Genomic DNA, 16,100 nt, shown 5'->3' on the forward strand with positions numbered 1-16,100 from the left:
TTCTGGAATTTATTGGTGGGACGAGGGACCTGTCCCTGTGTCCCTATTTGTTGCCTTTTGGTGGCTTGTTGTGTGCTTGGACGTTGCTGGTTGTTTTGTTTCCAGCGTAGTCGACTGCAACAACTGATACTTTTTGATTTTTACCTCTTAACCATTTTGTCAGTTCAAATGATGTTTCACCATTTTCAAACTCACCCGCTACTTTTCCGTCAACTGTAACATACCAGTAAGCCACGCCACTATTGCTATCATCAACATCTACAGTGATTGTTTTGCTATCATCTTCTAATGTTGTTTCTAATTCAGGGCCTGTTAGATCGAGTTTAATTGGTAATGTCATAGATTGAGATTCGGCACCTTCATAGTCAAGCGTTGCTTCTGCTTTTAAATAATATTGACCTTCTGGCGCTTTATTGCCATTTGTCATTGTTCCATCCCACGTCCACTCTGGGATGAGGTAGTACATGGCTCCACGCCCGCCATCATAGTAGTTTTTACGAACAAACTCTTCCGTGATAATTTCTTTTACAACTTGACCTGCCTCATTTACGACACTTAACTTCAAGTCCTTTGCGTTACGGATAAGGGATAAAAGATAAGTTGCACTTTCATTTGTCCCGTCACCATTTGGAGAAATCGCGATAAGGTCTGGGTTAAGCTCACCTGATACACGGTCAACACCTAAATAACTATAAGTGGTCCCTTCAGTATGCGTCATAACAGCCGTTGTACCGTAGAATGACATTGGATCCCAAGTTGGTGTGTCAAAGATTGGTGCTGCTGTCCAATCGCCTTTGAAGCCAACATATGGTACAACTAATTCTGGATTTGTGTCAGTTGGGTCCGTTAATTTTACAAAACCTTCTAACCAATAGCCATTTGTAAAAATTGATTTTAAATCTGCATCTACGTCACTCACATCAATCGTTACATCAAATGTTTTTGTACCGTTTGCTGGTACTTCTATTGTGCTTGTAGCTTGACCGTTAACTGTTGCAACATTTCCTAAATCCGTAGATCCGAATAAGTTAGGTGCTGATACTAACACACCGCCTCCATTAACAGGCGTGTCTGTTTGTGCATTTGCACTTACTTCATATGAAACTGCTTCATCAGAGTGATTTTCTGCTGTTAGTGTGAATGTAACTGTATTTCCTTTTACTTCTTTAAGTGCTACCTTTGCTTCTCCTGTTGTAGAATCCGTCACCGTTACAGGAGTTGATAATGCTGCATGAAGTTGCATTAAACCTGCACCTTGACGACGTGGAGAAACAAGTGCCCCATCAAACTCAACTGGTTTCGCTGTGTTTAATAATAATTTTTTCGCAAACTTAGATCTGTCTGCATTTTGAAGACCAAATTCCTGGTCGACACGTTCTAATACTAGTGCGGATCCGCCAGATACATGCGGTGCTGCCATTGATGTACCACTCATCGTTTGGTATTCATTATGGTCAGCCGTTGAGTAAATTTGTCCACCTGGTGCTGTGATTTCTGGTTTGAAATCAAGGTTTGGTGTAATACCCCAAGAAGTGAACGCACTCATTTTTCCAGAATCCACATTTGGTAGAGACGTTTTTTCACCATTGAATGCGATTTCTACAGTTTGTCCATCTTGAAGAGCTGCTGCAAAGCGGTCTCCATCTGCTTTTAACATAAATAATTGTGGAATCGTAATCGCCTGGTCTGATGCCATATTTACAGTTCCATCCGTGTTGTTGTAGATGATAACCCCTGCTGCTCCAGCCTGTTGAGCGTTTAGAGCTTTTGTAACGAAATCTAAAGTGCCGCGTTGGATTAACGCAAATTTTCCGTTTACATCTTTACCTTCGAAATCCTCAGGAGCTCCAATACCTGCATGAACTAATTCAAAGCTTGTCCCAACTTCAGGAGGTGTTTGGCCTGCAGATAAAAACGCAACCGGTTCTGCGTCACCTTCACCAATTTTAGCTGTCGCTTGGTCTGTGGTTAGGAATGTATTTTCAAAAGATGCGACTGAAATCGAATCAAAGGAAACACTTGGTGAACCTACAACCCCATAATCAGGATTTGAAGCATATGGATAAAAATATCCGTCTGCAAAGAGCGCAGAGTTACCAGCTGAAATGGACACAACCACTCCATTGTCAACCGCACGCTTAACTGCTTGTTGCTCAGGAGAATCTGAATCTACGAATCCAGCTGTCGATCCAAGACTCATGTTCAGAACGTCTGCACCTAGTTTAAGTGCATCATCAATTGCCTTGATGTAGATATCGCCATATGTTGATGGCACTCCTTCACCAAATACACGCAGAGCAAGTAATTGTGCTTCTGGAGCTACACCTTTAATGCCGCCGTTTTCTTCATCACCGTTAGCAGCTACTGTTCCAGCAACGTGCATTCCGTGCATGCCAGTGTCGACATCATCGTCGAGGATATCATCATTGCCATCCATGTAGTTCCAACCATAAGGAACTTTTTCATTCCAATACTTACCTGGAAGATCGAATTCAGAGATGTCGCTGCCGACTTCAGCTTGGGTAAGTTTTGCTGTTGAATTATCAGATAGGATCATGTCTTTGTGAGAAGGGTCGATACCAGAGTCAATGATTCCGACTACCATACCTTCTCCCTTGAAACCGTAGTCTCTCCACGCTTGTTGAGCCTGAACAAGCTCTTTACTGTATTTCATATCTGGTTCTTCATTTGGAATTTTGTATTCCGTTGCGATGTAAACTTCTTTTACTTCAGGAACTTCTTCGATTTTAGCGATATCCGCATATTTTACCTTACCGCTGAATCCGTTCACAATCGCATCGAATTCTTGCTCATATTTAATGTTGATTTTCTTCCCTTTGATTTTATCTTTAGCTGTCTTTTTTTTGTTTTTTGCAGCCTTCTCTAATTGTTTTCTTTGACCTTTTGAAAGCTTATCGTACTTTTTCCCCTGTTTTGTTGCTACCTCAACCGGGGCATCGCCTTCCATTTCTACCACGACACGAACCTCTTGATCAGGATCGATGTTTTGTAGATTTGTCGCTTTTAAATCGGTGTTTTCTTGTTTTGGTTTCTGTGCATCTAGCTGAGCTGGCGTAATGCCACCCGTAACCGCAAACGCGCTACCGCTAAATGCTAATAGTAAAACTAGTAATAATGCCGTGATTCTCTTCCCCATTTTCATCCTCCCTTTTAAATCGGGACACTAGACCTGCCATCTTGTCCCATGAAATTCCAAGACTAGTAAATCTTCTAAATAGTCCCCCCTCACGGAAATTTCGACCCCAAAACATTACAAAATTTTCGGGATATTCAAACTATACTAAATTACTATTTATGGAACTAGCGCTAAAAGTCATAGGAAAATTCAGCCAAAAACTAGCGTGAGTTTTGTTGTAATTTGTCATATTAGTTCAATAGAAGGATAAACAAATGGGTCAAAGGGACAGGTCCCTTGACCCTGCAATAGTGTAAAGGGATGAAGTGCTGTGGGTACAGGTAGTAGATTAATGGGGCTGGAGGGTCAAGACCTTACTTTCCCTTTCCTTTAAAACATGCCATACTCCGCTCGAATTTCATTCTCGCTATGTCTGGGATGGAGGGACAGGTCCCTTGTCCCACTGAATTTCGTCGATTTTCAACAAAGAAAATACAATTTTTTGTAATATTTTGTATGAATTTAGCGAACGGTTTACATTGATGGTTCTGAAAATTACAAATAAACTATAAAAGACTATAACTCTATTACTAAAGAAGGAGGACGTTAGATGCATTTTTTTAAAAAGAAAAAACTTAGTATCTTATTTTTACTCGTTTTATTGTTTCAAACTGTAGTAGCACCTATGGCGTTTGCTGACGAAGTACCGGTGGACAAGCCATCTCTAGTAGCACTCGGTGATTCAATCACCTTTGGATGGAATCTCTATGAGGGGGAGAATGCAGATAAATCAAAGCCATCCTCACATGCATTCCCGAATTATATACTAGATGGTGGGTTTGATGTCACAAACTTGAGTTTTCCTGGTTGGACTTCGGGTCAATTGCTAGATGCGATCAAAAACAACCCTTCGTATCTACCAGCAATTGCCCAAGCTGATGTCATTACGCTAAATATCGGAAACAATGACTTACTTCAGGCTGCCGACGTTTCGACGCTCATTAAAGAAGGACAATCGTTAACTCCAGAAAAAATAGCGGAAATTACAAAAAAGATTGAAGCTGCTTCTCTTCAATTAGCTAGTAATCTCGCACAAATAATGGGTGCCATTCGTGGGGTGAATCAAGAAGCACCAATTCTCTTCTATAACGCCTATAACCCATTTGGTGCACATATCGAACAAATCGTGCCTAATTTACATACGATGGGTGAAATGATTATCACAAATGTGAATCAAAAGGTAATCGCACCAGTTGCAGCTAGTGTACCTGGAACGTTTTTAGTAGATGCTTATTCGGCTTATAATGGAAAACAAGCTGCTTACATTCTACCTTTTCCTGATGTACACCCTACCGTTGATGGCCAAAAGGCATTGGCTGCATTAGCGGACCAAGTATTACTTTCATTGTTGCCGCCAGAACTTCCTGAACTGGAAATCCTATTAACTGCTACACCGACGGATTCTACTGAGGGCCCTGTCACAATAAATGTTGCTACAAACCACGAAGAAGTCTTGGAGTTAAAATGGCTTCCGGGTGAATTGCCTGTAGAGGATTTTGAAACAGAAGGTAATGAAATTGCGTTAGACAATCCAGTGTTTGAAGTAACTGAAAATGGATTCTACACAGTTTATGTGTTGAGCGGAAATGGTGAGGAGAAGGTCGCTTCCATTGAGGTGAAAAATATTGTTCCACCGGTTGAAGAACCGCCTGTGGAAGAACCTCCAGTAGAGGAGCCGCCGGTCGAGGAACCTCCTGTTGAAGAGCCTCCAGTGAATGAGGAGCCACCAGCAGAAGACCCTAAGGAAGATCCTAAAAAAGAAGAGCCTGTTAAGGATGAGCAAAAAGTAACACCTGAAAAAACAGAAACAAAATCAGGTCCAAAGCTACCTAACACTGCAAGTCCACTCTATAATATGCTTGCGATTGGAATCGCAACTCTTCTATTCGGCTCAGCCTTATTGTTTGTGTACGTGAGAAGAAATAGAACAGCTTAATAAAAAGCCTATCTTTCTATCGAAAGATAGGCTTTTTTGTGGGACAGAGGACAGGTCCCGCCCCGCTTATTCCCAAATTGCATTTACGTTGTTGTTGAGCATTTCTTTAATATCATTCGCAGCATTACTATTATTTAGGTGCTTCGTGAAGTCTTGCAAGTGCTTTTTTGCTTGCTGCACATCGCCTTTATCATAATGATGCTGGGCTTGTTCTAATCGGTTTGTTAGTTGTTTCATTAGTGAGTGTTCGATTTGTTTTGATTCCGCAAGCTCTCCAATTTGCTTGGCTAATGTAGCTGTTGTTACATTAACTGTCACGGTAATTGTGTTAGACGTATATTCTTCATCTTGATAAGTCACGATTGCCTGTATTTCCGTAGTTCCTGCATTTTTACCGGTAATTTTACCGTTCTCTACTGTAGCAACCTGAAGTGAGCTACTTACCCATTCCACATCAACTTCACCTAAATCGACTTGTTCTCCATTTGTTAGGAGGACAGAAAGGTCAGTTTCCATTTCCTTACCTTGAAGAAGGGTATCCTCTGCCGAAATAACAACTTTATCTAGTACTACTTCTCTCTCAAACGTTAGTTTGAAGTCATCGTAATAGGCGCCTGACGTTGTAAAGAAGTTAGAAGCTCCTCCAAACAATCTAACAGAAACAGCATTTTCAGGTGCAGTGACTGTTGCACGAACGGTTTGCCACTGTTTGTGTCCGCCCCTAACATGAATGATATTGACACCATCCACATCCTTCCCAACTTGCTTACCCGTTGCATCGAAATAACGGAGGAAGAAGCTTGCACTGCCATCCTCTAAATACATTTCAACTGAACCTGTATATTCCACACCAGCTGTCACCGGAATCGGATCTGATACAACAAATACGGTTTCATTTTGAGATCTATCCGTGATTTTTAAAGAATTGTTTCCTGTCTTGGCCTTTTCATTCGTTACCCCGTATGAAACATTACTGGTTACGGTAAATAAAGACGACCAACCCGGAATCGAATTGTTTTCCCCTATTGTTCCTTCAAATCCTTCGTTTTCAAATGAAACGGGAACGGTTTCGTAAATAGGTACAACAGGTAGTTTCCCACCATCAATGACAGGAATCATTTTTAAATAATAGCTGTCACCGTCGATAAAATAAATATTTTGATTGCCTTCGTTATCATAGGCAAGTTCGATAAACGATACTTCAGGTCCTGATTCGATTAAGCTTACATGCTTGAGGTCGTCTGATTTCGGATCCACAACGGCTAGTTTTCCGCCAATATCCGTATACAGCAAGCCATCATCGCCGAATAAAATATGAACTGGTCGCCACATTCCTCTATTTTTGATATTTGGATAGAGATTCTTCGATTTTACAATTTCGTACGTATCTGGGTTCATCGCAAATAAAATTCCATCGACGGCTCCCCATAACAATCCATCTTCATCAAACGTTAACCCGCTTATCATTGGAGGTGCATCCAATTCTGGGAAGTCTAATTCAAATTCAGTTATTTTCTTCTTACCTGCGACATCCCACACAAACATTTTTGCCTTTTTGGCAGTTGGTTCGATGTCTAATCCACCTCGAATGGTAGTTGATCCATAGATTTTTCCATCTTTATAAGCAAGCCCTACAATACTTTGATCTTGGACTACATTTCTATGCGTCTCTCTTTCACCTGTAATAGGGTCATAGATTGTAAACGTTCCACCTAATTTTTGATAGTATGGTATGGTTCCAATTAGCAATTTTTCATTTTCGAATTTCATGATATATGGACGGTCTTGTTCATATTCATCATATAAATTAAAAAGTGTTTCAACTTCTAGCGTATCTGTATTCATCTTCTGAATAGACGCTCCGGAGTAAATTCCGAAGTACATATCAGAGCCATTTCCAGCAATCATGCCCTCTGCTTGGCCTTGTGAATACGTCGTAACTTCACCTGTTTTCGTGTTATACCTTGCCCCTTTTGGTCCCCCTGGGTAGGTCGTCATGTACAGGTTCCCATCAGGACCAAGTCCAAGACTATGTAAAGCGATCGGCACATTCCCATTCATCGCTAAAGGTAAATCGATGATTTTTTGAGCGTCCAAATCCACTGTCATGATTTCTCCAGTTCTTTTGACCGTAACAAGTAGTAAATCCGTGGCATCGTTACTAAAATCAACGAATGCACTACCTCGCCATCCGGCAGGATAACGTATACCTGTTTCCCTTGTTTCTAATGTGTTTACATCAACTTCTAAAATATGGCGTTCGTTAATTACATATGTTTTGCCATCATTCACAGCTAGTTGAGAATATCCAAAAGCTCCGAAGTCGTCCTCTGAACCATCGCCTTTTATACCACCGATTACTTGATCAACCCACTCTTGCGTCGTTAAATCATATAGCAAAATCGCACTCACACCACTAAATCGTACAAATAAGTAGTTTCCAGCGACCTCCATATCATAGGCGAACTGCATTTCTTCAAGTGTACTCCCCATGATATCCGCTACATTTTTCGTGATATTTTCTTTTTCTAGAGTCTCCGTGTTGATGCGGTACACACTTCCAGTAACCCCAAGGCCCGCGTAGAGGTAACCATCGTGGTAAGTCAACGATCGTACATAACTCGCGTCACCCTCGGCATCTATTTTTCCGAGATCAATAAATTTTTGCTGAGTGACATCGTATTTGAAGATTTTACCTTCCTTTTCTTTGTATGTTCCGATATAGACGTTTCCTTGGTCGTCTACTGTGCTGCTCCAGAATTGATGGCTCGCATCCGGAATCCCTAGATTCTTAACAGACTTTGTTTCTGGTGAATAGCTCCAAAGTTCACCCGCATTGCTTTCTGCCAATCCAGCAATGTATACCGTTCCATCAGGAGCAATAATATGTGTCCAAACCTGACTTACTTTTCCTAGTTGCGCATTAAAGAGAACCGTATTGGTTTTCACATCAATGACATTAAATAATCCTCCATTTGCTGTTGTGTAGACAACATCTTCTCCATTCTCTTTCCCAAATACAGCATCCGTCACAACAGCACCTGTAGCAGGCGTACCCAAATTCTGTACCTCTTTAAAACCACGACCATTCAATTTTGCAACCACCGTCTCGTCCTGATTTGCTTCAGCACTTACACTGAATTGGAAGAAACTAGTGATTAACATTGCAATTAGGAAACTTGTGAACAATTTGCGATAACGTTTTTTCCCCATAGTAGATCTCCCTTCGTTTTTAAAAAATAAAGATGGTAGCGTATTCATTTGTGAATACTTCACATACCTCCCCTAAAAAAAGAATTGATGGTGTTCTCCTTGGTGAAAATTCCGAGTCTTGAACTAATTATATAGTTCACCTTCTAACAGGGACAGTCCATAATAAGTCGATAAATTGTCTTTATGGTGTCTTTAAGAGAGGCTAGAGGGAGGGGTCGAGATGGTGGTTATTAAAGCTCCTACATAAGTCCTAGGCACTTATAATAGGTACATCAACCTAGTTTTCTATTAGTTTTTAATTTCAAATAATGATTATCCACATAAAAAAGCCTATCTTCAATGAGCAACTCTGCTCGGAAGATAGGCTAATGGGACACAGAGATAGGTTCCTCGCCCACCTAGGTCAATGTACCTGTCCCCTTGACCCAAGTGCGGGTTCTTTTTTTCTCAAATGGTCGACTATTACTTGGACAATTCTTTTTGCTGCATTTCCATCACCATACGGATTCGAGGCTCGAGCCATTTTTTCATATTCTATTGGGTCTGTTAGTAGTGCGTGTGCTAGTGTGAAGATTGAATGTTCGTCAGTTCCTGCAAGTTTGAGTGTTCCGGCTTCAATGCCTTCTGGGCGCTCAGTTGTGTCCCTAAGGACGAGTACAGGTACGCCGAGCGATGGCGCTTCCTCCTGGATGCCGCCTGAGTCAGTCAAAATCAGATGTGTTCTGGCTGCAAAGTTGTGGAAATCGAGTACGGGTAGTGGGTCGATTAGGTGGATTCTTTCATTGTTTCCGAGTATAGTTGTTGCGGCATCTTTTACGGCTGGGTTGAGATGGACAGGATAGACGACCTCCACATCATCATGGACTTGCGTGATTCGTTTTATCGCTTTAAAAATATTCTTCAGTGGTTCGCCAAGGTTTTCACGTCTGTGGGCTGTGAGTAGTAGAAGGCGATTGCTTCTGATTTTGTTCAGGATTGGGTGCTCGTAGGATGGATTGACCGTTACTTTTAGTGCGTCTATGCCGGTGTTGCCAGTAATGAAAATTTGGTGGTCATGAATATTCTCGTCAAGCAGGTTTTGAGCTGATTTTTGAGTCGGCGCAAAATGAAAGTCAGCTAGGCTTGTTGTCATTTTGCGGTTCATTTCTTCCGGAAACGGAGAGTACTTGTTGTGGGTTCTTAGACCGGCCTCCACATGTCCAACTTTGATTTGGTTGTAAAAAGCGGCTAGACTCGCTGCAAAAGTTGTCGTCGTGTCCCCGTGAACTAAGACGATATCAGGCTTTTCCTTTTTCAAAATTTCATCAATCCCAGTGAGGGCTCGAGTTGTGATGCTGGTGAGCGTTTGCCGCTCCTGCATGATATCCAAATCATAATGAGGTTTAATTTGGAAAGCATCTAAAACCTGATCGAGCATATTTCGATGCTGGGCCGTCACAGTCACAATTGGGGTAATAGTATGTGGGTGCTTCTCAAGTTCCTTAACGACCGGCGCCATCTTAATCGCCTCAGGCCGCGTGCCAAAAACAGTCATCACCTTCACTTTTTGGTTCATTACATTGCTCCTTTCTAGTGGAACACAGGGACAGGTCCCTTGTCCTTAGTCCAGATGGTCAACGGACCTGCCCCGTTATTTTATTTACAACATTCACTCCGCCCGATGCCGAGATGACACTACCGGTGATAAAATCTGAGTTTTCCTCGCAGAGAAAGGCTATGATTCTGGCAATATCTTCGCCTGTGCCTGGACGGCCGATTGGGGTTTGTGGGTCTATTCGTTTACGGGCAGTGGTAATAGTGGCTTCTTTCATATCGCCAGTGATGTCTCCCGGGCACACCATATTTGCAGTAATTCCGTACTCAGCCTCCTCAAGGGCGATCGACTTAGTAAGCGAAACAAGGCCAACCTTCGCAGCACTGAAGGCCGCTCGATACATCCAGCCAGGCGAGCTCTCGGCATCCTGAAAGCCATAGGTGATAATTCTACCGAATTGCTGCTTCCGCATCACAGGAATCGTCAGTTTGAGGAAATGAAACACCGAACTCAAATTGCCGTCTATCATTTCATTCCACTCGTGATCCTCGTAATCTACTAGTTTTTTACGTTCAAAAATATACGGTCCAGCGTTGTTGATAAGGTAATCAATTCGGCCAAAGCGGTCCATTGTTTTGTTGAAGATGTTGGTGATGTCCTCCTTTTTCGTGACGTCACCTTGAACGAATTGAATGCATTCTAAATAAGAATTCCATTCTTTTTTCAGCTCTTCAACGCGCGCGACGTCACTCCTGTAATTCACCGTTACCGAGCAACCCATTTTCAAAAATTCCTCCGTTACTTTTCTGCCTAAACCCTTCGTTCCCGCTGTAATAACCGCATGTCTCACCAATCTCACCTGCCTTTCTGGGATGGGACCTGTCCCCGTGACCCACAGTGAGTCGAGGATCCCTATAAACCATGGCGCTCAAGCCACCAAGTCACCCACGCCCACCGTGAACCCCCGGCCCACTTGTCCCTTATCGATTTAATAGTGTTAGGAATTCCAGGCGTGCGTCTGAGCGCTGCTCGAATTGGCCTCTGACGGCTGTGGTTGTGGTTTCGGAGTTTGTTTTTCTGATTCCACGCCCACACATACACATGTGCTTCGCTTCAATAACCACCATGGTGCCCTGCGGCTGGAGGATTTCTTCGATGGCATCTGCGATTTGGTTTGTCAGTGTTTCTTGTACTTGGAATCTTTTCGCATAGCCTTCTACCATTCTCCCAATCTTGGAAAGTCCGGTTACCTTATAGTCTGGGATGTAGCCAACATGCGCTACACCAAAAAATGGTGCAAAGTGATGCTCACACATGGAGTGGAACTCGATATTTTTTACAAGCACAAGCTCACGGTGTGCAACATCAAATACTTTTTTTAGATGTTCCTTAGGATCTTCTTGATAACCTTCGGTGTATTCGAGAAATGCTTTGAGTACCCTCTGCGGCGTTTCGATGAGCCCGTCACGTGTCGGGTCGTCCCCACAAAGTTCGATTAACCCTTTTAGCCCATCCGTGACTTGCTGAGCTTGTTTGATTTTTTCTGGCTTCCCTTCAAATATACGAGGAAATTTTTCAATTATGTTTCTTTCGGCATCTGTTATTGACATGTGTCGAACCTCTTTTCGTCGATAAGCATTAATAAACTAGTAGTTCTCCTTTCGGGCTCGATTTCCTTCCTACGAAAGGACTAATTGCCTAACAGAGAGGTTGGTTAAAAGAAGTAACTTGAGTTTTGGTTTTAACCTAGGCTTGGCCGTTTGGGTATTTCAGTCTCTGAGACATTTCCCGTGAAACCCGGTGCAGTTTTGTCTTCGAGACCTTTTCTCTGAGACAACACCTGTGAAACCCAGTACCGTTTTGTCTTTGAAGTCCAATCTCAAAGGCAAATCCTACAAGACAAAGCTAATTTTCGTCCTTGAGCCCCACTCTCATAGACAAATTCAACTAAGCCAGGCATCATTTGTCCGCGAAACCCAATCTCAAAACCAATTCAACCTGCTGTACAGCCCAGTTTTCACCTGAAAAATCTCCCTTACCTCCCCAAATACACCTGCTCCGCCAACATTGGCACGAGATTGTCAAACACATGCGTGTTCCCGCTCTTGTCCACCGAATAGCCGCCGTAATACGGACTATCCTTCTCATCATTTCTGAACGCGATCATCCGACGATAAATCTTCTCCGCTAACTCTCTTTCCCCTATTTCCACACTATACATCAACAAAAATCCGTAAACTGATGGAGATTCATACTCGACAGTAGGCTGACCATTCCCCAATTTGTACCGCCCGTAAACCACTCCTGACTCTGATATTTCCTTTTTTACAAACGCCAAAAAATCTTCCGACACAATCCCAAGCTTAGCTTGATGATAGGCTGCCAGTCCTTGATCGACCATATGAACTTCGTCCGTGAAACGATAGCCGCTAGCCCCGTACGATTTTGGATAAAATCCACCCTTCATAGGTGCCTTTCGTAAAATTCCAATCGTCCGTTGAGCCTTTTCCGCATCGAGCAGTCCCCGCTCCCACATTGACTCAATCGCAACCGGGTCAATATAGGACAAACTTAACGTTTCCCCGCTATATCCATACTGTATATCATAATAATCCGTTAAAAAGGCAACCTGGGACTGGGTGTTCCAAAACTCGCCGATTTTCACAGCGGTCACTCCATAGTTCCCGCCCCATTTTCTCTGAGCTTGAAATAAAGCCTCCATGATTCTCAAGTCGTCCACAAGCGCATTTGTATAGACCTGACTCGTCCCCAATTCGTTGAGCTTCCAATAAACAAACCCATCTTCCTCCATAAAATAAGCAATCAAAGTCTGGTGTGCTTTTTCGAAGAGCTTTCGATTATCAACTACGATTGCGTATTGCATCCAGAGCCCGAGGGACTCTGACAGCGCCTCTCTTCCTTTTGCAAGGTCGGTGTCGAACTCATCGTCTGGGAGGACGTAAGTCGCAATTGTTCCGTTCGGGTTCGTCAGCCATTTTTCAATAAAGGTTTGTGTTGGTGACGAGGATTTATTATTCCAAAATAATAAAGCGATGCCGATAACAATGACAATAATGAGTAGTGCAGCGAATATTCTCACCCCTTTAACCTGAACTTTCACCTTTAACCTCTTCCTTCAAAGTTTTCTGGGACGCGGGACCTGTCCCTGTGTCCCGCGAGCCGACAGCAGCCCCGGATGAGCCACCCGCCACAGCTCCTGCCCCTGCGAATCTCTTTGTTTTGTACCATTTCACTTCTTGGCGGAGAAGGACTCTCTTTAGTTCCAAGAAGGTTGAGTAGGCGACGAGGAGAATCCAGAGCTGGGAGTAGGTGAAGTACATTAGGATGACGGTGAAAAATGTTTTCGTATTGAGTTGGTCTTTTTCCATGCTGAGGGTGAGAATGCCCTCGGTTACGAACAGCAAAAATCCAAGTATCAACAAGGCGTACGATACGTACCCAATCGTTAGGTTCAAATCAACAAATAGATTCATAATAAAAATGACATGTGACACCATGACGCCGCCGAAGAATAATAGATACGTAAAGAAAAAGTAAAACAGATCGACACCGACTTTTTTATTTTTGAGCTTAAAAAAGCGGAGCATGTATTTTGCGATGACGTACAGATTGCCGCGTGCCCAACGTGTGCGTTGTCGCCACCAGACCCGTAACGTCTCAGGTTCCTGTTCCCAGGTGACTGCCTCTGGGAAAAAGCGGATGTAATAGCCGAGGTTGTAGACACGAAAACTGAGTTCGGTATCCTCTGACAACGCCTTTTCATCCCAGCCGCCAAGCTCCTCGAGAATCGATCTTCTGATTGCAAAATTCGTCCCCGGGATGGTCGTCATTTTAAACCAATACCATCTTCCAGCTTGGGCGAGCCACTGGAATGTGAGCGTCTCGATGTTGATTAATCGTGTTAGAAGGTTTTTCCCTGCATTGATGACCCGAAACTTCCCGACACTTGCACCTGCCTTAGAATCATTCATTAACGCAATCGCGTGCCAGTAGATCGCATCTGGCTCTGGGGTATTGTCGGCATCATAGACACAAATAATGTCACCAGTAGCCTGAGCAAAACCGATGTTCAGAGCGGCCGATTTCCCTTTACCACCAAACGGTGGCTTCGTGTGGATGGCTTTTATAAAATCATAATTCCGCGTGAACTCGTCAACAATTTCGCCAGTTCGGTCACTTGAATTATCGTTAATCACAATCACTTCAAGCCGATCGAGCGGATAGCGTAATGAGCACATCGACTCCAGCGTGTCGCGGATGACAACCTCTTCGTTGTGCGCCGGAATGAGAATGCTCACCCTCGGGAACGGGGTGCGATTTTTCTCCCATTCGCGCGCCTTTTTGCGATACTTGACCGAGTGAAGGTATCCACCCTGCATTAGGAACATATGGTAAAACAGCATCGACCAAATCAAAAAGAGGGAAATATACATAAATGTGTCAGCCATAATACCCCCTCCTCCATTTCCATCGTAAAAATAGTCCATATAGTGTAAATAGAACAACAGCGAGCGCACCCGCTCCAACCAACACCCATGTTAAATGTTGCGCAAGGTCCTTGACTCGATATAACAGATAGCTAGGCGACGATTCAAACAGACCCCTATAACTGATGTCGACTTTGACGAGACCCTCCCCAGACTCAATCGTGACATTCTCGGAGCGAACTGTATTGACCCTCTCCTTCAAGTCAATCCACTCGACATTCGGAATTTTTTCAAGTTCGGCTAAAAGCATTTCAAAGCCCTCCACCCCGAGGTACGGATGGTAAAATCCAGCAACAAAGCCGTCGCGCATAACCGAGTAGCGTTGCGCTTCCTTGATCATCGTTTCAATTGCGTTCGGGTCCTTAGGGTCGACGAAGCCTATTGTTTCAGGCAGCAAGGACATGCCGTTAAAGATACTTGGCGTCGTTTCAGCCGGCGCAGTCCCCATCACCTCCCAGTTCTCGTCACTGAGCTGGACTTGACCGACGTATGTTGAAAAGTAGTCCGACAAAACGTTGTATCCGTTTTGCGACATCGTGTAGTGCGGCGCTTCAAACGCAAGTGGGAACAAACCGTAATTCACGAGCTCATCGATCCCGCGCTGAATTTTTTCTTCTATATAATCTCTCTCGAATTCGAGCTGTCTTTTTCGGAATGCCTCATATTCAGCATCAGTCGCGAAATCACGGCGCGTTTTTTTTACGGCATCTTCATTTGCCCTATGGTAAATTGGCATATTGTTATTGACATCCCAAAACTCAAAGCCTTCCCCTGTCTCTTTTGCATTGAATTGATGGGTGTAACCATGGAGCACAATGCTGCCACCATTGTTTTGCATATATTTGAGCGCTTTTAATAGATTAGGAGAGTCTGAAAAATGGTACTCTTTTTCCGTATCCGGATTGGTATAAACCGGGATGACCGCTACCATATACGGAATCTGCTTTTCTTTTAAAATCTCAGCGATTTCCATGACCTTTTTTGGGTCCGCCATTGGGTGAATGTCTTCTAGCCGGATATAGCCCGGGCGAATGCGGGCATGCTCATCCTCAAAGACCGTATGAAGCGCATCTCCAAGGAAAATCGCCTTTGTATACTCGATAATCGGTGCAGCATAGTAGTACGATTCATTTCTCCTAAGAAACAACGGATATTCATTTCCTGCACCATGACTTGCTCTCACAATTGTTGTTGCGCCCTCCGCTGTCACCTGCGAAATGGTCTGCGGAAAAATATTGATGGAGTCCGTTTCATTCGTAATTTTCGAAACCGACACATCTCCTTCGACCTTCATAAAAGAAAATCGGTCCGCAAGCTGTTCAGAGTTGTAGCCGATGGCAACGAGAGTTCCGTTAAAATTCGTGAGTGCATTTTTAAAATTATCCGGCAGTGTTTCCTTGACCTGCCCGTGATAAAAGAGGTGTGTAACGTTCGTGAGATCCTCGGGTTGTACCACTTTCGTATTTTTAAACGTTATGTCATCAGTAAAATGCCCGATAAGAAGATCCAGCACCCGCTGCTGATCCGTCATCTCCCCCGTCTGAGACGAAAATACCACTAACACCCGGTGGGATGATTTGGCATCGTGGTTCTGGGTAACGGGGACAGGTCCCTTATCCCCATCCTGGGCGAATGCCCTGTGGGATGCTAGACCTGTCCCTATGTCCCAGATTAGTAATACGGCGAGTAGTAGTGGAATGATTTTCATGTCGA

At 43.5% G+C, this 16,100-nt stretch carries 9 protein-coding genes; 1 reads left to right on the top strand and 8 read right to left on the bottom strand.

Annotated elements, in window-relative coordinates; genetic code table 11:
* Positions 1–43 precede the first annotated feature (43 nt).
* A complete protein-coding gene (locus AC6CHV_RS16775) occupies positions 44–3,157 on the bottom strand; it encodes a S8 family serine peptidase (protein ID WP_498079271.1) in 3,114 nt (1,037 codons plus the stop codon).
* Positions 3,158–3,746: 589 nt separating this feature from the next.
* On the opposite strand from AC6CHV_RS16775, the gene AC6CHV_RS16780 reads away from it, so the two are divergent.
* On the top strand, positions 3,747–5,132 hold the full coding sequence (locus AC6CHV_RS16780; protein ID WP_498079272.1) for a GDSL-type esterase/lipase family protein: 1,386 nt from the start codon (positions 3,747–3,749) through the stop codon (positions 5,130–5,132).
* Between the two features lie 66 nt (positions 5,133–5,198).
* On the opposite strand, the gene AC6CHV_RS16785 is transcribed toward AC6CHV_RS16780, so the two are convergent.
* The 7 genes from AC6CHV_RS16785 to AC6CHV_RS16815 all read right to left on the bottom strand — a co-directional run.
* The gene (locus AC6CHV_RS16785) at positions 5,199–8,345 is read right to left on the bottom strand and encodes an FIMAH domain-containing protein (protein ID WP_498079273.1); all 3,147 of its coding nucleotides are present in this window, start codon (positions 8,343–8,345) and stop codon (positions 5,199–5,201) included.
* A gap of 403 nt (positions 8,346–8,748) precedes the next feature.
* Complete coding sequence (gene wecB / locus AC6CHV_RS16790) at positions 8,749–9,900, bottom strand: non-hydrolyzing UDP-N-acetylglucosamine 2-epimerase (RefSeq protein ID WP_498079274.1); 1,152 nt, start codon at positions 9,898–9,900, stop codon at positions 8,749–8,751.
* Positions 9,901–9,958: 58 nt separating this feature from the next.
* Positions 9,959–10,729: an SDR family oxidoreductase gene (locus AC6CHV_RS16795; RefSeq protein WP_498079275.1), complete on the bottom strand. Its 771-nt coding sequence runs from the start codon at positions 10,727–10,729 to the stop codon at positions 9,959–9,961.
* Between the two features lie 130 nt (positions 10,730–10,859).
* Positions 10,860–11,489, bottom strand: a complete 630-nt coding sequence (gene folE / locus AC6CHV_RS16800; RefSeq protein ID WP_121445533.1) for a GTP cyclohydrolase I FolE — start codon at positions 11,487–11,489, stop codon at positions 10,860–10,862.
* A 425-nt stretch (positions 11,490–11,914) separates the two neighbouring features.
* The gene (locus AC6CHV_RS16805; RefSeq protein ID WP_498079276.1) at positions 11,915–13,000 is read right to left on the bottom strand and encodes a hypothetical protein; all 1,086 of its coding nucleotides are present in this window, start codon (positions 12,998–13,000) and stop codon (positions 11,915–11,917) included.
* Positions 12,984–14,348 (bottom strand): glycosyltransferase, encoded by a 1,365-nt coding sequence (locus AC6CHV_RS16810; protein ID WP_498079277.1) that lies wholly within the window; start codon positions 14,346–14,348, stop codon positions 12,984–12,986. The genes AC6CHV_RS16805 and AC6CHV_RS16810 overlap by 17 nt, the downstream gene beginning before the upstream one ends.
* On the bottom strand, positions 14,341–16,100 hold a 1,760-nt coding region (locus AC6CHV_RS16815; protein WP_498079278.1), incomplete at its 5' end, for a DUF2334 domain-containing protein. The genes AC6CHV_RS16810 and AC6CHV_RS16815, both read right to left, overlap by 8 nt.

Source organism: Ferdinandcohnia sp. GQ5 (assembly GCF_059759275.1).

Excerpts from the sequence above, each read along its gene's own strand:
- AC6CHV_RS16775 (WP_498079271.1), bottom strand. The coding sequence starts at position 3,157 with ATGGGGAAGAGAATCACGGCATTATTACTAGTTTTACTATTAGCATTT.
- AC6CHV_RS16780 (WP_498079272.1), top strand. The coding sequence starts at position 3,747 with ATGCATTTTTTTAAAAAGAAAAAACTTAGTATCTTATTTTTACTCGTT.
- AC6CHV_RS16785 (WP_498079273.1), bottom strand. The coding sequence starts at position 8,345 with ATGGGGAAAAAACGTTATCGCAAATTGTTCACAAGTTTCCTAATTGCA.
- wecB (WP_498079274.1), bottom strand. The coding sequence starts at position 9,900 with ATGAACCAAAAAGTGAAGGTGATGACTGTTTTTGGCACGCGGCCTGAG.
- folE (WP_121445533.1), bottom strand. The coding sequence starts at position 11,489 with ATGTCAATAACAGATGCCGAAAGAAACATAATTGAAAAATTTCCTCGT.
- AC6CHV_RS16810 (WP_498079277.1), bottom strand. The coding sequence starts at position 14,348 with ATGGCTGACACATTTATGTATATTTCCCTCTTTTTGATTTGGTCGATG.